At 46.9% G+C, this 15738-nt stretch carries 13 protein-coding genes; 6 read left to right on the top strand and 7 right to left on the bottom strand.

What is annotated here, in order from left to right; genetic code table 11:
* Positions 1-49 precede the first annotated feature (49 nt).
* Entirely contained in the window at positions 50-994 is a 945-nt protein-coding gene (ylqF, locus tag MKA69_RS16295; RefSeq protein WP_000247909.1) for a ribosome biogenesis GTPase YlqF, read from the bottom strand.
* 321 nt (positions 995-1315) lie between these two features.
* On the opposite strand from ylqF, the gene MKA69_RS16290 reads away from it, so the two are divergent.
* A complete protein-coding gene (locus MKA69_RS16290; protein ID WP_095464970.1) occupies positions 1316-3178 on the top strand; it encodes a potassium transporter Kup in 1863 nt (620 codons plus the stop codon).
* A gap of 97 nt (positions 3179-3275) precedes the next feature.
* Here the strand turns inward: MKA69_RS16290 and nifJ are convergent, their stop codons facing one another.
* Positions 3276-6515, bottom strand: a complete 3240-nt coding sequence (nifJ, locus tag MKA69_RS16285; protein WP_305848500.1) for a pyruvate:ferredoxin (flavodoxin) oxidoreductase — start codon at positions 6513-6515, stop codon at positions 3276-3278.
* A gap of 102 nt (positions 6516-6617) precedes the next feature.
* Between nifJ and MKA69_RS16280 the strand changes: the two genes are divergently transcribed.
* The 3 genes from MKA69_RS16280 to tatA all read left to right on the top strand — a co-directional run bounded on the left by MKA69_RS16280 (position 6618) and on the right by tatA (position 9229).
* Positions 6618-8111: an ATP-binding protein gene (locus MKA69_RS16280; protein ID WP_305848499.1), complete on the top strand. Its 1494-nt coding sequence runs from the start codon at positions 6618-6620 to the stop codon at positions 8109-8111.
* Positions 8101-8793: a response regulator gene (locus tag MKA69_RS16275; protein WP_001083605.1), complete on the top strand. Its 693-nt coding sequence runs from the start codon at positions 8101-8103 to the stop codon at positions 8791-8793. Before MKA69_RS16280 ends, MKA69_RS16275 begins: the two co-directional genes overlap by 11 nt.
* Before the next feature lie 199 nt (positions 8794-8992).
* The gene (gene tatA / locus MKA69_RS16270) at positions 8993-9229 is read left to right on the top strand and encodes a twin-arginine translocase TatA/TatE family subunit (RefSeq protein ID WP_002045098.1); all 237 of its coding nucleotides are present in this window, start codon (positions 8993-8995) and stop codon (positions 9227-9229) included.
* Between the two features lie 126 nt (positions 9230-9355).
* Here the strand turns inward: tatA and MKA69_RS16265 are convergent, their stop codons facing one another.
* From MKA69_RS16265 to MKA69_RS16250, 4 genes are all read right to left on the bottom strand, one after another.
* Complete coding sequence (locus MKA69_RS16265; protein ID WP_305848498.1) at positions 9356-10030, bottom strand: DedA family protein; 675 nt, start codon at positions 10028-10030, stop codon at positions 9356-9358.
* Positions 10031-10189: 159 nt separating this feature from the next.
* Positions 10190-10567, bottom strand: coding sequence for a hypothetical protein (locus MKA69_RS16260; RefSeq protein ID WP_055029596.1), 378 nt, complete (start codon positions 10565-10567; stop codon positions 10190-10192).
* A gap of 113 nt (positions 10568-10680) precedes the next feature.
* Positions 10681-11478, bottom strand: coding sequence for an EAL domain-containing protein (locus MKA69_RS16255; RefSeq protein ID WP_055029595.1), 798 nt, complete (start codon positions 11476-11478; stop codon positions 10681-10683).
* 394 nt (positions 11479-11872) lie between these two features.
* Entirely contained in the window at positions 11873-12508 is a 636-nt protein-coding gene (locus tag MKA69_RS16250) for a hypothetical protein (RefSeq protein WP_055030874.1), read from the bottom strand.
* A 388-nt stretch (positions 12509-12896) separates the two neighbouring features.
* Here MKA69_RS16250 and MKA69_RS16245 point away from each other — a divergent pair, with 388 nt between their 5' ends.
* Positions 12897-13442 (top strand): cytochrome b, encoded by a 546-nt coding sequence (locus MKA69_RS16245; protein WP_055029593.1) that lies wholly within the window; start codon positions 12897-12899, stop codon positions 13440-13442.
* Positions 13439-14008, top strand: coding sequence for a YceI family protein (locus tag MKA69_RS16240; protein ID WP_305848497.1), 570 nt, complete (start codon positions 13439-13441; stop codon positions 14006-14008). Before MKA69_RS16245 ends, MKA69_RS16240 begins: the two co-directional genes overlap by 4 nt.
* Positions 14009-14125: 117 nt before the next feature.
* On the opposite strand, the gene focA is transcribed toward MKA69_RS16240, so the two are convergent.
* Positions 14126-15577, bottom strand: a complete 1452-nt coding sequence (focA, locus tag MKA69_RS16235; RefSeq protein WP_055029592.1) for a formate transporter FocA — start codon at positions 15575-15577, stop codon at positions 14126-14128.
* Between the last annotated feature and the right edge of the window lie 161 nt (positions 15578-15738).

The raw sequence follows: 15738 nt of genomic DNA, 5'->3' as shown, positions 1-15738 counted from the left end.
TTTGTGAAAAAGGCGAGTAATACTCGCCTTTCTGTTATGCGCGGAATGATTAACGCTTGTTACGCAGATAACGCTTACGGCGCTCTTCTTTACGTTTGGCTTTCTCTTCGGCTTTCAGCGCTTCATCAATTTCAACTTGCTGTAGCTCTTCGGTGATCATTTCTGGACGCTCCAAGGTGATTTGTCCAAGCACACCTTGACGCAGCTCATGCAGTAGGATTTCAGAGGCTTTATGCAGATCCACTCGCGCGCCCGCACGTAGCGCGCCACGCTTACGACCGATCTCTTCCATCAATTCAACATCGGTTTCTGGAAGTTCATCGATTTGGTAACGCTCTTTCAATCTTTCTGGGTAGTGCTTAGCCAGATACTCGACGGTGTAAAAAGCCACTTCATCGTATTCCATCGCGGTATCTTTCACCGCGCCAGTGGCCGCCAAACGAAAACCGCTATGAGGGTTTTCCACTTTTGGCCACAAAATTCCCGGAGTATCAGAGAGCACGATTCCGTTTTGCAGATTGATGCGCTGTTGACGACGAGTCACTGCGGGTTGGTTTCCGGTTTGAGCAATTGCACGGCCCGCTAAGGTATTGATAATGGTCGATTTCCCTACGTTCGGAATGCCCATGATCATGGTGCGAATGTTTTTGCCGATCTCTTCACGCTGTGGAGCGAGCTTGCGGCACAGTTCGAGGATCTTGTGTACTTCCTGCGGATTGGATGTGGTGATCGCCATCGCTTTCACCCCTTTCTCTTGCTCAAGATGGGCAATCCACAGCTCGGTTAACTCAGGATCCGCAAGATCGCGCTTATTCAGTACCTTCACACAAGGTTTTTCACCACGGATATGCGAAATCAGCGGGTTTTCGCTACTGAAAGGAATACGCGCATCAAGCACTTCGATAATCACATCGACTTGCGGAATCGCTTCTTCGATTTCCTTGCGTGCTTTGTGCATGTGCCCCGGAAACCATTGGATTGAGTTGTTAACCATTTGAAAAATTAGCCTTTTAATACAGTCTTAAATGAGTTGAGAGATAAGAATGATGCTTAACATGGAGTCAGCAGAAGCCACCTCGCTCTCAACTCCGTGACGCTATGGTCATTGGAATGCGCCAATGCTAACACTTTACGCCGGATGCGGGAATCGTCATCAGCCCGAACCATGGATTACACCAGTGGACGAGGGTGTGGGAATGGGTATTTCTATATATTTTCTTTATACCCGACTGGCGCTTTTATACACCTTCTTTAAATCGGGCTAGTTAGTATGCTGGAAGCTGTGATTTAGGAAGCACCGCGGTGCTTAAGAACCATGAAACCTGCAAAACAAACGACAGCCAGCTTGGCATTTCTGGCAATGGGTATCGTCTATGGCGATATTGGAACCAGTCCTCTTTACGCTTTTAAAGAAGTATTCTTCAGTCATCATCCACTCGCGATTAGCCCTGACAATGTGTTAGGGATTTTATCTTTGGTGTTTTGGGCATTTGTCCTGATCGTTTCCATTAAATATCTTTTGCTGGTGACACGCGCCGATCAAAATGGTGAAGGCGGTATTCTGACTTTATCCGCCATTGCTCAACAAAATGCCCCCAAACCTTGGCAGAGGATTGCCATGTTACTCGGAATTTTGGCGACGGGCTTTTTCTTTGGTGAAGCGGTGATAACGCCGGCTATGTCAGTACTTTCTGCGGTAGAAGGGATTGCGGTGGCGCAACCGGACTTAGCTCCTTATGTACTGCCCATTGCCATGATGATCATTGTGGCGCTGTTTGCGGTGCAAGCGATGGGAACTGAGCGTATCGGGCGCTTTTTCGCGCCAGTGATGTTGCTGTGGTTTTTAGTGCTGGCTTTACTCGGTGCCCATGCAATTTGGCACGCGCCCCAAGTATTACGTGCACTCAACCCAGCGTATGCGGTGCATTTTGTCTTGCTTCATGGACAGCACACCCTGTTTATTTTGGGCTTAGTCGTGCTTTCGGTGACTGGGGTTGAAGCACTGTACGCCGATATGGGGCACTTTGGGATTAAGCCGATCCGCATTGCGTGGTTTGCACTGGTGATGCCCAGTTTGCTGCTCAACTATTTTGGGCAAGGGGCGTATCTGCTTACCCTGTCTGCGCCCACAGGTTCTACTTTCTTTAGCCTTGCGCCTAAAGCTTGGTTGTGGCCTTTGATCTTGCTGGCGACGTTTGCCACTGTTATTGCTTCGCAAGCGGTCATCTCTGGGATCTTTTCGTTAGCGAGACAGGCCATCAATTATGGCTATTTGCCGCCGATGAAAATTGCGCATACTTCAGAGCATTCACAAGGGCAGATTTATGTGCCCGCGGCGAACATGTTGTTGTTTGTGGCCGTGATTTTTGTGATGTTGCGTTTTCGCTCATCCGCCAACTTAGCGGCCGCCTACGGTATTGCGGTCACGGCGATCATGATGATCTCTTCACTGCTGTTGGTTTTGGTTGCGCGTTATCAATGGCAGTGGAGATGGCCGCGAGTCGTCACGATTGGGATCGTGTTTATTGGCATGGATAGTTTGTTGTTAGCGTCGACCTCAACCAAATTGATGGAGGGTGGTTGGTTGCCTCTGCTTTTAGGATGCGTGGTGTTTATCATCATGTATATCTGGCAGCAGCAGCGCCAACGCTTACTGGAAATTGCCGGTAACGAGCTCTCGGTTTCGGCGATGATTCAGTCATTGGAGGAAGAGTCTTTCCAACGTGCCGCGGGAACCGCCGTTTATCTGTCTCGCTCGTTGAATCATGTGCCGCGCTCGCTGCTGCACAATATCAAATACAACAAGACCTTACATGAAAGAAATGTATTGATGACCTTTCAATATGAAGCGGTACCAAGGGTTCACCCATGTCGCAGAGCTGAGATAGAGCAGGTCTCGGCCAGTTTTTGGCAAGTAGTGATCCATATAGGTTATCAAGAGGAGCCAGATATGGCGCAAGTGATGCATTGCTGCGGTCTAAAAGGCTTGTATTTGCATCCCAATGAAACGCTCTTTTTGCTCTCTTCAGAGCGATTGAAAGTACAAAAACTGGGGATGTGGCATGACCTGAAAGTCTGGTTCTTTATTCAGATGAGCAAACATGCGCTGAGAACGTCGGAAAGATTGAATATTCCTCCCGATCGCCTAATTGAGATGGGTGTGTACCGAGAGATGTAAGGCTCGCACGAAAAAACCGTTCAAGATTGAACGGTTTTTTTAGCTCTGAGGTTTAGCCTTTACAAGGCTCCCCTAGTTTTTCGCTAGGGGAGCGAGGCTAATCTTGTTGCGCGACGCCCGCATACAGCGGCCATGCGCCAGATTTCACCACCTCTTTTGTAACTTGCGCACTGTGTGCCAAATCGTAATGGTGCTCGATGCAGGGCGAATAGGCGACAACCAATGACGGACCAGAATGTTCACCTGCAGCTTGCAGTGCTTTAATGGTCTGATTGATGTTGGCACCCAAGGCTATTCTCGCTACAAACGCACCGGGCAGATCTTGGTAAAGTTTAACCAGATCTTTGGCTGGACTTGGATTGGGTAAACTGCACAATTTCGCGGTTTGTCCTTGCGGGGTGGACTTGGATTTTTGTCCACCAGTGTTGGAGTAACACTGCGTATCCAGAACCAGAATATTGATGTTACGTCCGCTGCGCATCACATGATCGAGTCCGCCAAAGCCGAGGTCATAAGCCCAGCCGTCACCTCCTATCATCCACACCATTTTTTCGCTTAAATAATCGGCCAGCAGTTGCTCTTCCGAGTGAGCAGGAAGTCGCTGCTTCAGCTCACCAATCTGCGATCTTAGATCGGGAAGCGGAGATTGCGGGGTATGTCCGCCTAGCAAACGCTGCGCACGCGATTGTAAGGATTCCAGTGCCATATTCATGCCCAAGCCAAATTCGGCATTATCCTCAAATAGGCTATTGGCCCAAGCAGGACCTCGTCCATCACTATCCTGACTGTAAGGCGTAGTGGGTAGATTACCGCCAAAAATTGAGGAGCAGCCTGTCGCGTTGGCAATCATCAATCGATCGCCGAATAACTGAGTCAAAATACGGATATAAGGCGTTTCTCCGCATCCTGCACAGGCATTCGGGTATTCAAAATAGGGCTCAACGTGCTGCAATGTTTTGACATCAATTCGCTGCTGCTGATAGGCCGACTGCTTCGGCAAGGCTTGGAAATAAGTGAATCTTTGTTGCTCTGACTGATAACTGAGGTTCTTCTCAACCATATTCAATGCCTTACGCTCTGGCTCTTGTCGATCTTTTGCTGGGCAAACCTGAGTGCATAACTGGCAGCCAGTACAGTCATCCGGCGACACTTGCAGTACATAGTGCGCATCAGATTGCTGTCTTGAGCGATAAGGCAGGCTTTTTAACTCACTCAAGGTAGGATGGGTTTCACTCACAATGCGGGCACGAATCGCCGAATGCGGGCAAATCGCGACGCAGTAACCGCATTGAGTGCAAAGATCGGTTTCCCAAACCGGTAGCTGTTCAGCAAGATTACGTTTTTCTAACTGCGAAGTATTGGTAGGCCATACTCCATCGGCCGGATAAGCCGAGACAGGTAGCGCATCGCCTTTCCCCGCCAGCAACTGTTCAACCAAGCTCGCGCCCCAAATCTTCGGCTGGCTTTGGATGGCCACCGTTGTTTCACTTGGGATCGCAAATGGCATCTCACACACCGACTGATACGCTTGGTTTAGGCATTGCAGGCTTTGTGTCAGTTGCTGGGCTGAACGGTGTTTGAGCTGTTCGGTTAGACTCGCTTCCAGTGAGGTCAATAACGCCTGTTCGGTATGCTGGCTTAATAATCGAGCCGCCGCGGCTTGCATCACAATACTGGTTTTATTGCCGAGTTGATGGCGTTCAAGCAAGCCATCGGCATCGATGGTGGCCACTTGAACCGATAAGGCCTGCAGGCGACTTTGCAACGCGGGCGGTAAAGCGGCCCACAGTGCTTGCCCCGTCAGTGCAGTATTGAGCAACAGATAACCATTGGCGATCAGCTTGCTGGCAATATCACGTTCATGGAGAAGTTTCAGATTGCTGAGCGAAACCAACCAAGCGTGACGAACCGGATAGGGAGCAGTGATCGGTTGCTGACTGAAACGGATATGTGTCGTGGTGACATTGGCAGATTTTTTGGAGTCGTATTCAAACTGACCCTGTACATGCCAGTTTTGGCCTAGGGTTTTAATCAGATTTTTTCCCGCACTGACACTCCCATCGCCGCCATAGCCATACATCAGAACACTTTGATAGGGCTTGTCTCTCGTCGCTGAAATCGTTTTCGGTAGAGTAAGTTGGCTTACGTCATCTTCAATACCCACCACAAACTCGTGCATTTGCTCCTGCTCGGGAGCTTGCATCATGGTGAAAATCGCTTCGACATCTTCTGGGAAAAACGCTTTTCCTGATAACCCATAGCGACCGCGAGAGAGTCGGATCGAGTTTGCCCTTTGGGTATACAAGGCACTTAAAACGTCAAGATAAAGCGGTTCGCCGTGACTGCCCGGCTCTTTGGTGCGATCCAATACGCTGATATGAGTCACCGTGGCTGGAAGCGCATCCCGTAAGGCTTGGCTTGGAAAAGGGCGATATAGGCGGATCTGAATAACGCCAATCCGCTCACCTTGTTGAACGCCGGCAAGGACGACTTGTTTGATGGTGTCGACGGAAGATCCCATTGCGACAATCACAGATTGTGCTTGCGGATGACCGATATACTCGACCAACTGGTAGCGGCGTCCGGTCTGTGTTTCAAAACAGTTCATGATGTTCTGCACCTGCTCAGGCGTACTTTGATGGTACGGCGTTCGAGCCTCGCGACACTGAAAGTAACTGTCGGGATCGGCAGTGGCTCCACGTAGAGTTGGCCGATCGGGCGTTAAGGCTCGGGCACGAAAATCAACTAACGTTGGCATGGGCAGCAGCGCAGATAACGCCTCTTCGGAGAGCGGCTCAATCTGGGTAATGGCGTGTGAGGTGAGGAATCCATCAAAGAAATGCACAAACGGTAAGCGGCATTGTAAAGCACTGAAAGTGGCAATGGCGGCCAGATCTTGCGCCTCTTGCGCATTACTGGCGCAGAGCATTGCAACGCCCGTTTGGCGGATGGCCATCACGTCCGAATGATCGCAGTAAATGGATAACGCATGAGTAGCGACAGTGCGAGCCGCCACATGAATGACACAAGGCGTCAGCTCACCAGCAAGCTTGTATAAGCTTGGGATCATGAGCAATAAACCTTGCGATGAGGTAAAGGTGGTGGCAAGTGCACCGCTCATGGCGGCGCCATGAACAACCGCAATACTGCCTGCTTCCGATTGCATTTCCACAAGTTTGGGTACATCACCTAGCAGATTGCTCTTTTGCTGGCTTGCCCATTGTTCACAGCTTTCGGCCATGCTGGTGCTCGGTGTAATAGGGTAGACGGCTAGCACTTCACTCAGTTGATAAGCAACGCGGGCAACGGCCGTATTCGCGTCAATAATCCAAGTCATAATTCACCTCTGTCGATATCGCAGCGTTTGCGATGGAGGATGGAAGATGTATGATCCGGCCACCTAGGTGACGAGATCACGAACCAACAGGATTAAGAAGCAGTGGTGACAAGACTTAATGAAGCACACAAAGCGCTGATTCTGGTTGCGCTGTACGCCATGGTCACTGTCGTGGGTGTGATGTACCGCAAAGATATGATTGAGACTGATGTAGCTATGTTGTTTTTGCTGCTCAATATCTTGAGCGCATCAGTACTCAAACCGCGCAACGCTTACTTGATGATGGGATTAAGCATCATCGATTATCACTACTTTCTGCTACCGGACTATCAATCGTTCCGATTTGAGAATGCGCAGTACGTGATTACCTATGCGGTGTTAGCTTTTAGTGGGATTTTCGCGGTGAATATAACACAGGCTCAGCGCAAGCAAATAGAGAAAAATAAGCGCCTGCAGCAGCAACACAAGAAGTACTATGAACTTGCTTGCCATCTTTCTGCACTCAGTACCAGTGAAGACATTGCTCAAGCCACCGTCAAATTTTTAAGTAAAGAGAAGGGGATAGTCAGTGCGATCGCGCTATACCAACTGCAGTGGCAATGGGCGACGCAGCACCCTGATTTCCCCGTTGCAGCAATTGAACTACCACAGCCTCTTTCGACTGATAGCACATCAACCTTGGTGCAAGATGAGCAGATCAATGCCTTCACCTTGGTGGATCGTGGGACAACCCTTGGGGCTATTTATTTCCTACGTTATCCCCATGACCGCTTCGCATCGCCAGAGGCTTTGCGGCGTGAATCTAAAATCGCACCTTGGGTACGCTCTCTTCTGACCCTCTCGTTAGCAAGGGCACATGCGCATCGCACCTTGGCCAATGTGGAAGCGGAAAAACAGCTGGAAAGTACGCGCACAACGTTACTCGCGTCTGTCTCACACGATCTAAAAACGCCGCTTGGCGCGATCATTGGCTCTGCTACCACTTTAACCGATCCGAGTCTTCACCTCTCGACGGAAACCCAGCAAGAGCTGCTGACGTCAATTGCTGAGCAAGGCGAGCGGTTAAATCGCAGTTTGACCAAACTGCTCGATATCACCCGCTATACGGCATCCGCGCTAGTACCCAAGTTAGATTGGGTTGAGCCGGAGGAATTGATTGGAACGGTGCTTAGTCGTTTAGCACCGCGATTAACCCATCACAAAGTACAGATTGAGAGTCAACCGATGTTGGTTGAGCTTGATAGCTTACTGATTGAACAGGTGCTGATTAACTTAGTGGAAAATGCCGCGAAATATACACCTAGAGGTAGCGAAATTGAGATCGCTTGTGCTTATCAAGATCAGCAGTTTACGCTGGCGGTAATGGATAACGGCGCGGGCATCCCCGATGAGGCATTACCTAGAATTTTTGACCGGTTTTATCGTGTGGAAGGCAATCATGCTGATGGAACGGGGCTTGGCTTGGCGATTTGCCAAGTGATTGTTGCGGCTCACCAAGGTTCGATTCGGGTACATAATCGAGAGTCTGGGGGCGCATGTTTTACGGTGACGATTCCTTGCCGCCAATACAATTTAAAGGAACTGTATGAACAGTGAAATTAAGATCCTCATTATTGAAGACGAAGCGCCAATTCAACGGTTTTTGACTGTGCTTATTTCTGGTTATGAGTATCAAGTGAAAGTGGCCAGCACGGCAGAGCAAGGGCTGCATCTGGTGGCGAATTGGAACCCGCATTTGATCCTGTTGGACTTAGGTTTGCCAGATCAAGACGGCATCAGTTTGACGAGAGAACTGCGAGCATGGACGCAAACCCCAATCATGGTGATTTCTGCCCGAGAAAAAGAAGCGGATAAAGTGCAAGCTCTGGATGCCGGGGCGAACGACTATTTGACTAAACCCTTTGGCAGTGAAGAGCTGATGGCTCGTATTCGGGTGGCGCTGCGTTTAGCGCCGAGCACCGAAAGTGTAGAGCAAACTCGTTTTGAATTGGGGGATCTGGTGTTGGATCTTGTGTTAAAGCAAGTCACCAAGGCTGGAGAGCCAGTAAAACTGACCAAAACCGAATACAACATTTTGAAATTGCTAGCAAAAAATATGGGTAAGGTGCTCACACACAAGCAGATCTTAAAAGAAGTGTGGGGCGGCAATTATGTCGAGCATCATCACTATGTGCGCATTCATGTCGCGCAGTTACGCCATAAAGTGGAAGACAATCCCGCGCAACCGCGCTTCATCCTGACTGAAAATGGGGTCGGTTACCGTTTAGTGGATAAATAGGCACGTAAAATAAAACTATCTTTATAAAATCTATACAGATGTATGCCTTATCCATACAACCGATTTATACAGGGTTCGCTACACTGCTTCACAGGTTAAGGACAGGTAAGGCGTGAACTTTTAGTGGGATTGTTTACGTGCACTTTGCATGGTCTGAAATCTACTTGGTAAACACACATTGTAAAAAGCAGAGGACAACATGGGTGGAATCAGTGTGGGTAAGCTCTTAATCTTGGGGTGTATTGTTGCGCTGGTTTTCGGCACTAAGAAATTGCGAACCATAGGTGAAGATGCGGGTTATGCAATTCGTTCTTTTCAAAAAGCGTTACGCGGTGACGAAGTGACGACTCAGTCATCCACGACCGAGGAATCTGTCGACAGCTTCGCTATTGAGCAAGAGCCGTCCCATTCTTCTGATTCTCAGCGCCACTCATAATGTTCCCATTCTCAATACCATCGCATTTGCGGGGCTCTTATGAGCCCCTTTTTTATGTTTAATGTTCACTCAGAAACTTATCTTGCTTGTCAAGCCGCACGGTACTTAGTGCGGCTTGACACATTTTCAGTCTTCTATCCGGACTTTCACTTTTCGATCACGTTTTTTGATGATGCTGCTGGTTAGGAGTGTCAGTATGGCCAGCGCTAGAGTCAATACCGGGGCAATCATGAGTAGCTTGGTTGCCAGCTGTTCTAACTTCGTGGGTAACATCGAAATTCCAAAACCTGCCCCTACTAAAGATACAATCCAAAATAGAGCGCTGATGGCTGACGCTGAAATAAATTGAAGCGGCTTAACCCCGTTACGCCACCCCATCACCATCGGCAATAAAGATCGTACCACGGGGAAGAAACGACCGAAGAACAAAGCAATCAAACCGTAACGGCGCATTAGCTTATCAGTGGTTTTTAATTGCTTATCAGGAACCTTGGCTAGCCAGCGGTTAATAATGTTCCAATGTTTGAGTTGGGCTCCTTGATAAAAGGCAATCAAACTACCTAACCATCCAGCCATACATAAAGTTATGAGCACCCAATGCAACTGTAAAATACCAGCTGCGGCAAGTGAGCCGCTCAGGATGATGACACTGTCGCATGGCAATGGTGCCGCTGGTAAAAAGCCACTTTCCAAAAAAATCAGCAAACCTAAACAGAGGTATAGCAGCAGTAAATTCACCTGTTGTAGGGCGAAAACATCATGGTGCCAGAGCGCACTAAAAATAGAGAGTATGGAATCCAAACGGAGATCCTCTTTAATGTGAAGGTGTAAACGTCCAACATGAGTAATAACAAAGAGAGTGCATGTTCAGCTTCGGCAGAGAAACTCTGACGGTCGATGTTCAACGCATTGACGACTTGTTATAACAACTCATTGAGAATAAAAGAGAAAAGAGGAGGGTTAAGCGTGAGCGTAACGAGAGTACAGGTTTGTGAATAACCAGGCTTTTCGAGCATAGGTTAGTGTTGTCCGGTTCAGTAAAGCAACGTTATCGATATGAATGCTTTGGCTTAGAGCGAAACGAATAGAATCGTATGCTGCATTAGGGAGAGAAGACAGCGGAGATTCTTCTTTTTCTTCCGGCTCACAACTTAGTAGTAAACGATGCCCTTGGAGGCGAGTGGGCAACATAGCCAGTTTAGCAACGGTGTGATGCGTTTGATGCTGTAGCTGGTTATCGAAGTGAGATGCTGAGGAAAAAGGCGTATCAGCATTATGCAGCAAAGACGCTGCACAGAGCAGAATAAAACTCAACAGTGACGCCGCAGTTTGAAACATGGGTGATTCACCTCAATAACACATAGGGCGAGTATGCGGCGTCTTCCCCTTAGTGTAAAGAATCAAGTTCTCTTTGGCGTTGATTGTCGAGAACTCAAGCCTCAATGCTGGCATTAATGTGCATTAGCAACTTTCGCTGATTGTGCAATCCCTTCGGGCAATGCTAGGTAATAGCCTTGGTACATATGAACATTGAGTTTTTGCATGGCGGCTAATTGTTCCGCTGTTTCAATCCCCTCAACCACGGTATGTGCACCGGTACTGTTGGCTAATTGGAGGCCAGCAAGTAAACCGCAGCAATTTCCCGCCATAAAATCGAGCAGTAACTGCCTATCTAATTTAATGATGTTAGGCCGCAGCATGGCAACACGTGCTGGCGTTGAAGCTTTGCAGCCAAAATCGTCAATTGCAATTTGAAAACCACTCGCGGCAAGTCTTTCCGTGGCTATCTGTAACATATTTTCATCGCCAGACTCCACTTCAACCAACTCCATTACGATGCGTTGGTGTGGAATCGCGAGTTCTGCCAGTCGTGTCGCCAATAGTGTGGTACTGATATTGCAATAAGCAAATTGTTCACCAGCAACGGGAAGCACATTGAGGAATAAGCGAGCATCTCGATAAGGAGAAAGGCTAAAATTGCGGATATGAATGGCGCGGCTAAGTCGTTCCACATTCAACTTATCATCAGCAGCAAAGGTATCAGAATGGAAAAATAGGTCGGGTCTTATCTGAGTGTGTTGCTGAGTGAATATACGAACAAGCGCTTCAGCTCCGACGATTTGATGTTGTTTATCAAAAATGGGTTGAAACACACTACGTAGTGTTAGCCCGTTATACTTCGCATAATATTCTCCGTCTTCATCGTAATGGATGCAGTCGAGAAATTGTTGTTTATCAGTCAGAACCATACAAATTGAGCATCCTTGGGTAAAAACAGCGCAACGCTTCCCTGAAGTAATACTTTTGACGTGCGCCATATTATTGGCGAAACGTCTAGCCTGTCAAATAGGAAGTCACACAATAGCATGAGGTGTGATGACGGTTTTTTGCGTTAAATTAAGCTTTGCTTCGTCTCAATCAAAAGTGCTTTCTTTTAAGCAATACCTTAAATTACATTACCTTAGGGATGGATGATGAAGATCACATAAATATTCATCAAGAATGCATCTAGCATTCATATTGCGGTGCTCAATGAATGTGCTTGTATACTATGCGCAAAAAGGTTTTATAAATATCGACACACTTCACTATTTCAAAAAACAACAAAGTGAGAAAACCCCGCAATACCTTTAAAGCAAACGATTAACTCCACTGTAAGACCGCATAAAATTGAACATATTTACGCACTAACTGTTGATTTTTAGAACGCTTAAGAGGGTGTGCAAACTTAATATAGCAGGGGCTTATGTGGTAGTAGTGTTCTAATGTGTGTGTTAACTGTGAGTCACTTTCCTGTAGCGCAATACCTTGTGCGTGATATTCATCTATCTCATCGGGTAAATGCCCTGTCCACCAATGGAGTAATTCTCGGCTTTTTTGGCTACGTCCCATCCAGTGATCACTCAGTAATAAAAGTAAATCATTGGGTTGCATTGCATAAGCATATTCTTGTTTCCACTGGCTAATATCACGCATTAGCTTTGCTCGGCAGGCTTTACCCGCACTCATGAGATGATGGGTGAGGATCCATACGGTACCCGCATCACTAGAAACTCGGAAATGATGGGGAAGATCGCGTTGAAAAGTCGATTCGATAGGCGCGTATTCACAGGGGTGACCAAATTCACTAAGCGTTCGGGCAAGACGTCTTGCAAAGGCTAAACCTAAATGGTGTTCACTCATTCCTTGATTGTGAATGGTCGGATAGTGCTTCTCGCATAATCTGAGGCAATCGACCTGAAATTCATTCACACTTTGCGTAACGATGTCCAATAGCAAGATGCTGTTCTCCTTAACAAAAGCTAAGCAAGATTATCACAGTTGTATTTTGTCACTAGCAGTAAACGGCGACTTCTTGATCTCTAGCGCTTTTCTCACCCACAAACTTTTAGCGTGGTTATCATGCTCCTCATTTTTTCTAAGTCACATCCTGTTACAACTCTGTTAGGGTCATTGTGTGGTTGAAAACACTAGGAAGGATGGATTCAAACCTTACTGGCACAAGGCTAGTTCTCGGTTTCAGAAAAGTTCGTTCTAAATTTTTGATGTACTTCTTCAGTCTGTTTGACTATTCGCAGCGTAAAATTTAGTAAATACTCTTTCGTGAATAGTTATTAACCAATAGGCTACATGCTTGTAACCAAATTCTTATAAGAGCATTCATGCGATGAAAAATTCAAACAATCCACACTATAACGGGCTTGCACGTAGTATCCATTGGATTTCTGCATTGATCATTGTTGGTCTGTTTGCGCTAGGTACCTGGATGGTGGACCTCTCTTATTACAGTGAGTGGTATCGTACGGCACCGCACTGGCATAAGTCGGTAGGCTTGCTACTTGGGGGATTAACGCTTTTTCGTCTGATTTGGAAAGTGCTCTCTTCATCACCGAAAATTGAAGGTGCGCGCTGGGAAATCGTAACGGCTAAAAGTGCTCATCACTTGATGTACGTCGGACTGTTTGTCCTTTTTGTTTCTGGGTATCTCATCTCAACAGAAGATGGTCGAGGTATTGAAGTTTTTGATTGGTTTACCGTACCGGGGGCGGGTGCGCTATTTGAAAACCAAGCAGATGTTGCTGGAGAGATCCACTTCTACACCGCTTGGGGTTTAATTACGATTGCAGTCTTGCATGCTTTGGCTGCTCTCAAACACCATTTCATTAATCGTGATAATACGTTACGCAAAATGCTGACAGGAGCATCAAAATGAAAAAAACACTAATGGCAGTGGGTCTTGCTGCAGTCATGTCCATTCCGTTTACAGCGAATGCTGCTGATTATGTGATTGATACGAAAGGTGCTCATGCATCCATCAACTTTAAAGTCAGTCATTTAGGTTTTAGTTTTACTAAAGGACGTTTCAATAAGTTTGATGGCGAATTTTCTTATGACCCAGCCAATATTGCGGCTTCAAGTGTCATGGTAAATGTGGATACCAGAAGTTTGGATTCAAACCATGCGGAACGTGATAAGCATATTCGCAGTTCAGACTTTATTGATGCTTCTAAGTACACCACGGCAACCTTTAAAAGTACCGAAGTTGTTGACAAGGGAAATGGTCAGTTGGATGTCAAAGGTGACTTAACACTGCATGGTCAGACTAAGCCCATCGTGATTAATGCGGAGTTTATTGGTGCAGGGCAAGACCCTTGGGGTGGTCAACGTGCTGGTTTCATGGGTACAACACGTTTGGAATTGAAAGATTTTGGTATTCAAGTCATGGGGACATCAAGCTACGTTGATATGGAGTTGTATGTAGAAGGTGTTCAGAAATAGTTATTTTACTCTTAACTCACTGATGGCTCAGGTGAGATGAGTAAAAAGCCCCCTAGTAAACTAGGGGGCTTGCTTTTGGTTAAGCGACTTATTTCCTAACCAAAATGAGGGGGAAGATTAAGCGCGAGCGAGCTCTTTCTCTTTGACAATCTGCATACGTTCACCGTAGATAGGACGAAGCGCTGCAAGTACATCGTTACGTTCCAATACACCGACAAACTGACCATCTTGCAGAACAGGCAATACATGAGGTTTGTTGACTTTCATGCTTTTTGCACGTTCTTCCAATGAGAGTGAATTAAAGCGAGTGGCAATGCCCATATTCGTCGTTGGGAAGAGTTGTTCTTTATCGATACAGAAGAATTCCGCGACATCAACCAACTTGTCATTAATATCAATGGCGATCACATCACGTGACATTAAATCTACGACTTTTTGATCTTTGCTTGGCAGGTAGTCTTGGCACCACAAATCCACCATCACATCATGAGTGGAGAGAACGCCAACCAAACGGCCTTGAACATCAACAACAGGAGCCGCAGATAAATGATGGTCGAGTAGAGTGTCGATTGCGGCAGGCGTTGTCATATCAACACTGAGAGTAACAGGTTGAGTATTCATCATATCTTTTACTGTAATTGTGCTTTTCATAATAATTTCCTTGACTGACGTAAGTGCTTGAGTTTCTGTAATCGTTGCAACATTTGCGGCTTTTAACTGTGGACGACGATAAATGCTCCAGTTCGCTAGCCCCACGAGGACTGCACCACCGACAATGTTACCTAACGTGACAGGGATTAAATTGGCAGTAACAAATTGGGTGACATTTAAATCGCTGTATTGGCTTGCTGAAACACCCACTTGCTGCCAAAAGCTATCTGGTGCGAAGTTTTGAATAACAATGCCCAGAGGCACCATAAACATGTTGGCAACGCAGTGTTCAAAACCACTGGAGACAAACATAGCGACAGGCATGATGGTCATGGCAGCCTTGGTCATGGCATTAGCAGAACTAAAGGTCAGCCAAATGGCCAAACACACTAAAAGGTTACAAAGGATCCCCAACGCAAAGGCTTGTACCACGGTATGGTGCAGTTTGTGCTGTGCGATATTCAGTGCATTTAATCCCCATTGACCATTATCTAGCTGGTAAAGGCCGGCCGCAGTGACCAACAGCAGGAGAAAAATGGCACCGATAAAGTTACCGACATACACTTTGCCCCAGATCGACAACATTTTGCCGAAACTGATTTCGCGGTTAGCCCATGAAATGCTGGACAACACAGAGCTCGTGAACAACTCGCCACCACAGATGACGATCAAAATCAGCCCCATACTGAATGCCACACCACCCGCTAGGCGGCTTAACCCCCAACCAGCAGATGCACTGCCTGTTGTGACCGTGATATAAAACAGAAAAGCCAGACCGATAAACGCCCCCGCCATTACAGAAAGACCTAAAATCATTCCGCTGGTTTTTTTGGCTTTGCTCAGCGCAAATTTTTCTGCTTCAGCCATCATTTCTGTAGGTGAAAAGCAGTTTTGATTTTTAGAGTAGGCTGCAGACATATTCGCTCCCCAAACTCAGTTTCATGTTTACCTCCGTTTAATAAACAACACCTGATGCGTTGCTACGGCCTTAGGTTAGGGGGAGGGACTAGTAAAGGTAAAATTGATAATTTTTAAAAACCTCATCAATTATGTTGATAAGGAAAAAGGGAGGCGTAAAA

This window comes from Vibrio sp. AH4 (genome assembly GCF_030710545.1).
In the GTDB taxonomy this organism is placed as follows: domain Bacteria; phylum Pseudomonadota; class Gammaproteobacteria; order Enterobacterales; family Vibrionaceae; genus Vibrio; species Vibrio metoecus.
Note: the sequence above shows the minus strand (reverse complement) of the source record. Positions and strands in the feature narration are given on the sequence as shown.

Coding starts and splice junctions, on each gene's coding strand:
- MKA69_RS16245 (WP_055029593.1), top strand. CDS start 12,897: ATGAAAAATTCAAACAATCCACACTATAACGGGCTTGCACGTAGTATC.
- nifJ (WP_305848500.1), bottom strand. CDS start 6,515: ATGACTTGGATTATTGACGCGAATACGGCCGTTGCCCGCGTTGCTTAT.
- tatA (WP_002045098.1), top strand. CDS start 8,993: ATGGGTGGAATCAGTGTGGGTAAGCTCTTAATCTTGGGGTGTATTGTT.
- focA (WP_055029592.1), bottom strand. CDS start 15,577: ATGTCTGCAGCCTACTCTAAAAATCAAAACTGCTTTTCACCTACAGAA.
- MKA69_RS16240 (WP_305848497.1), top strand. CDS start 13,439: ATGAAAAAAACACTAATGGCAGTGGGTCTTGCTGCAGTCATGTCCATT.
- MKA69_RS16260 (WP_055029596.1), bottom strand. CDS start 10,567: ATGTTTCAAACTGCGGCGTCACTGTTGAGTTTTATTCTGCTCTGTGCA.
- ylqF (WP_000247909.1), bottom strand. CDS start 994: ATGGTTAACAACTCAATCCAATGGTTTCCGGGGCACATGCACAAAGCA.
- MKA69_RS16255 (WP_055029595.1), bottom strand. CDS start 11,478: ATGGTTCTGACTGATAAACAACAATTTCTCGACTGCATCCATTACGAT.
- MKA69_RS16290 (WP_095464970.1), top strand. CDS start 1,316: ATGAAACCTGCAAAACAAACGACAGCCAGCTTGGCATTTCTGGCAATG.
- MKA69_RS16275 (WP_001083605.1), top strand. CDS start 8,101: ATGAACAGTGAAATTAAGATCCTCATTATTGAAGACGAAGCGCCAATT.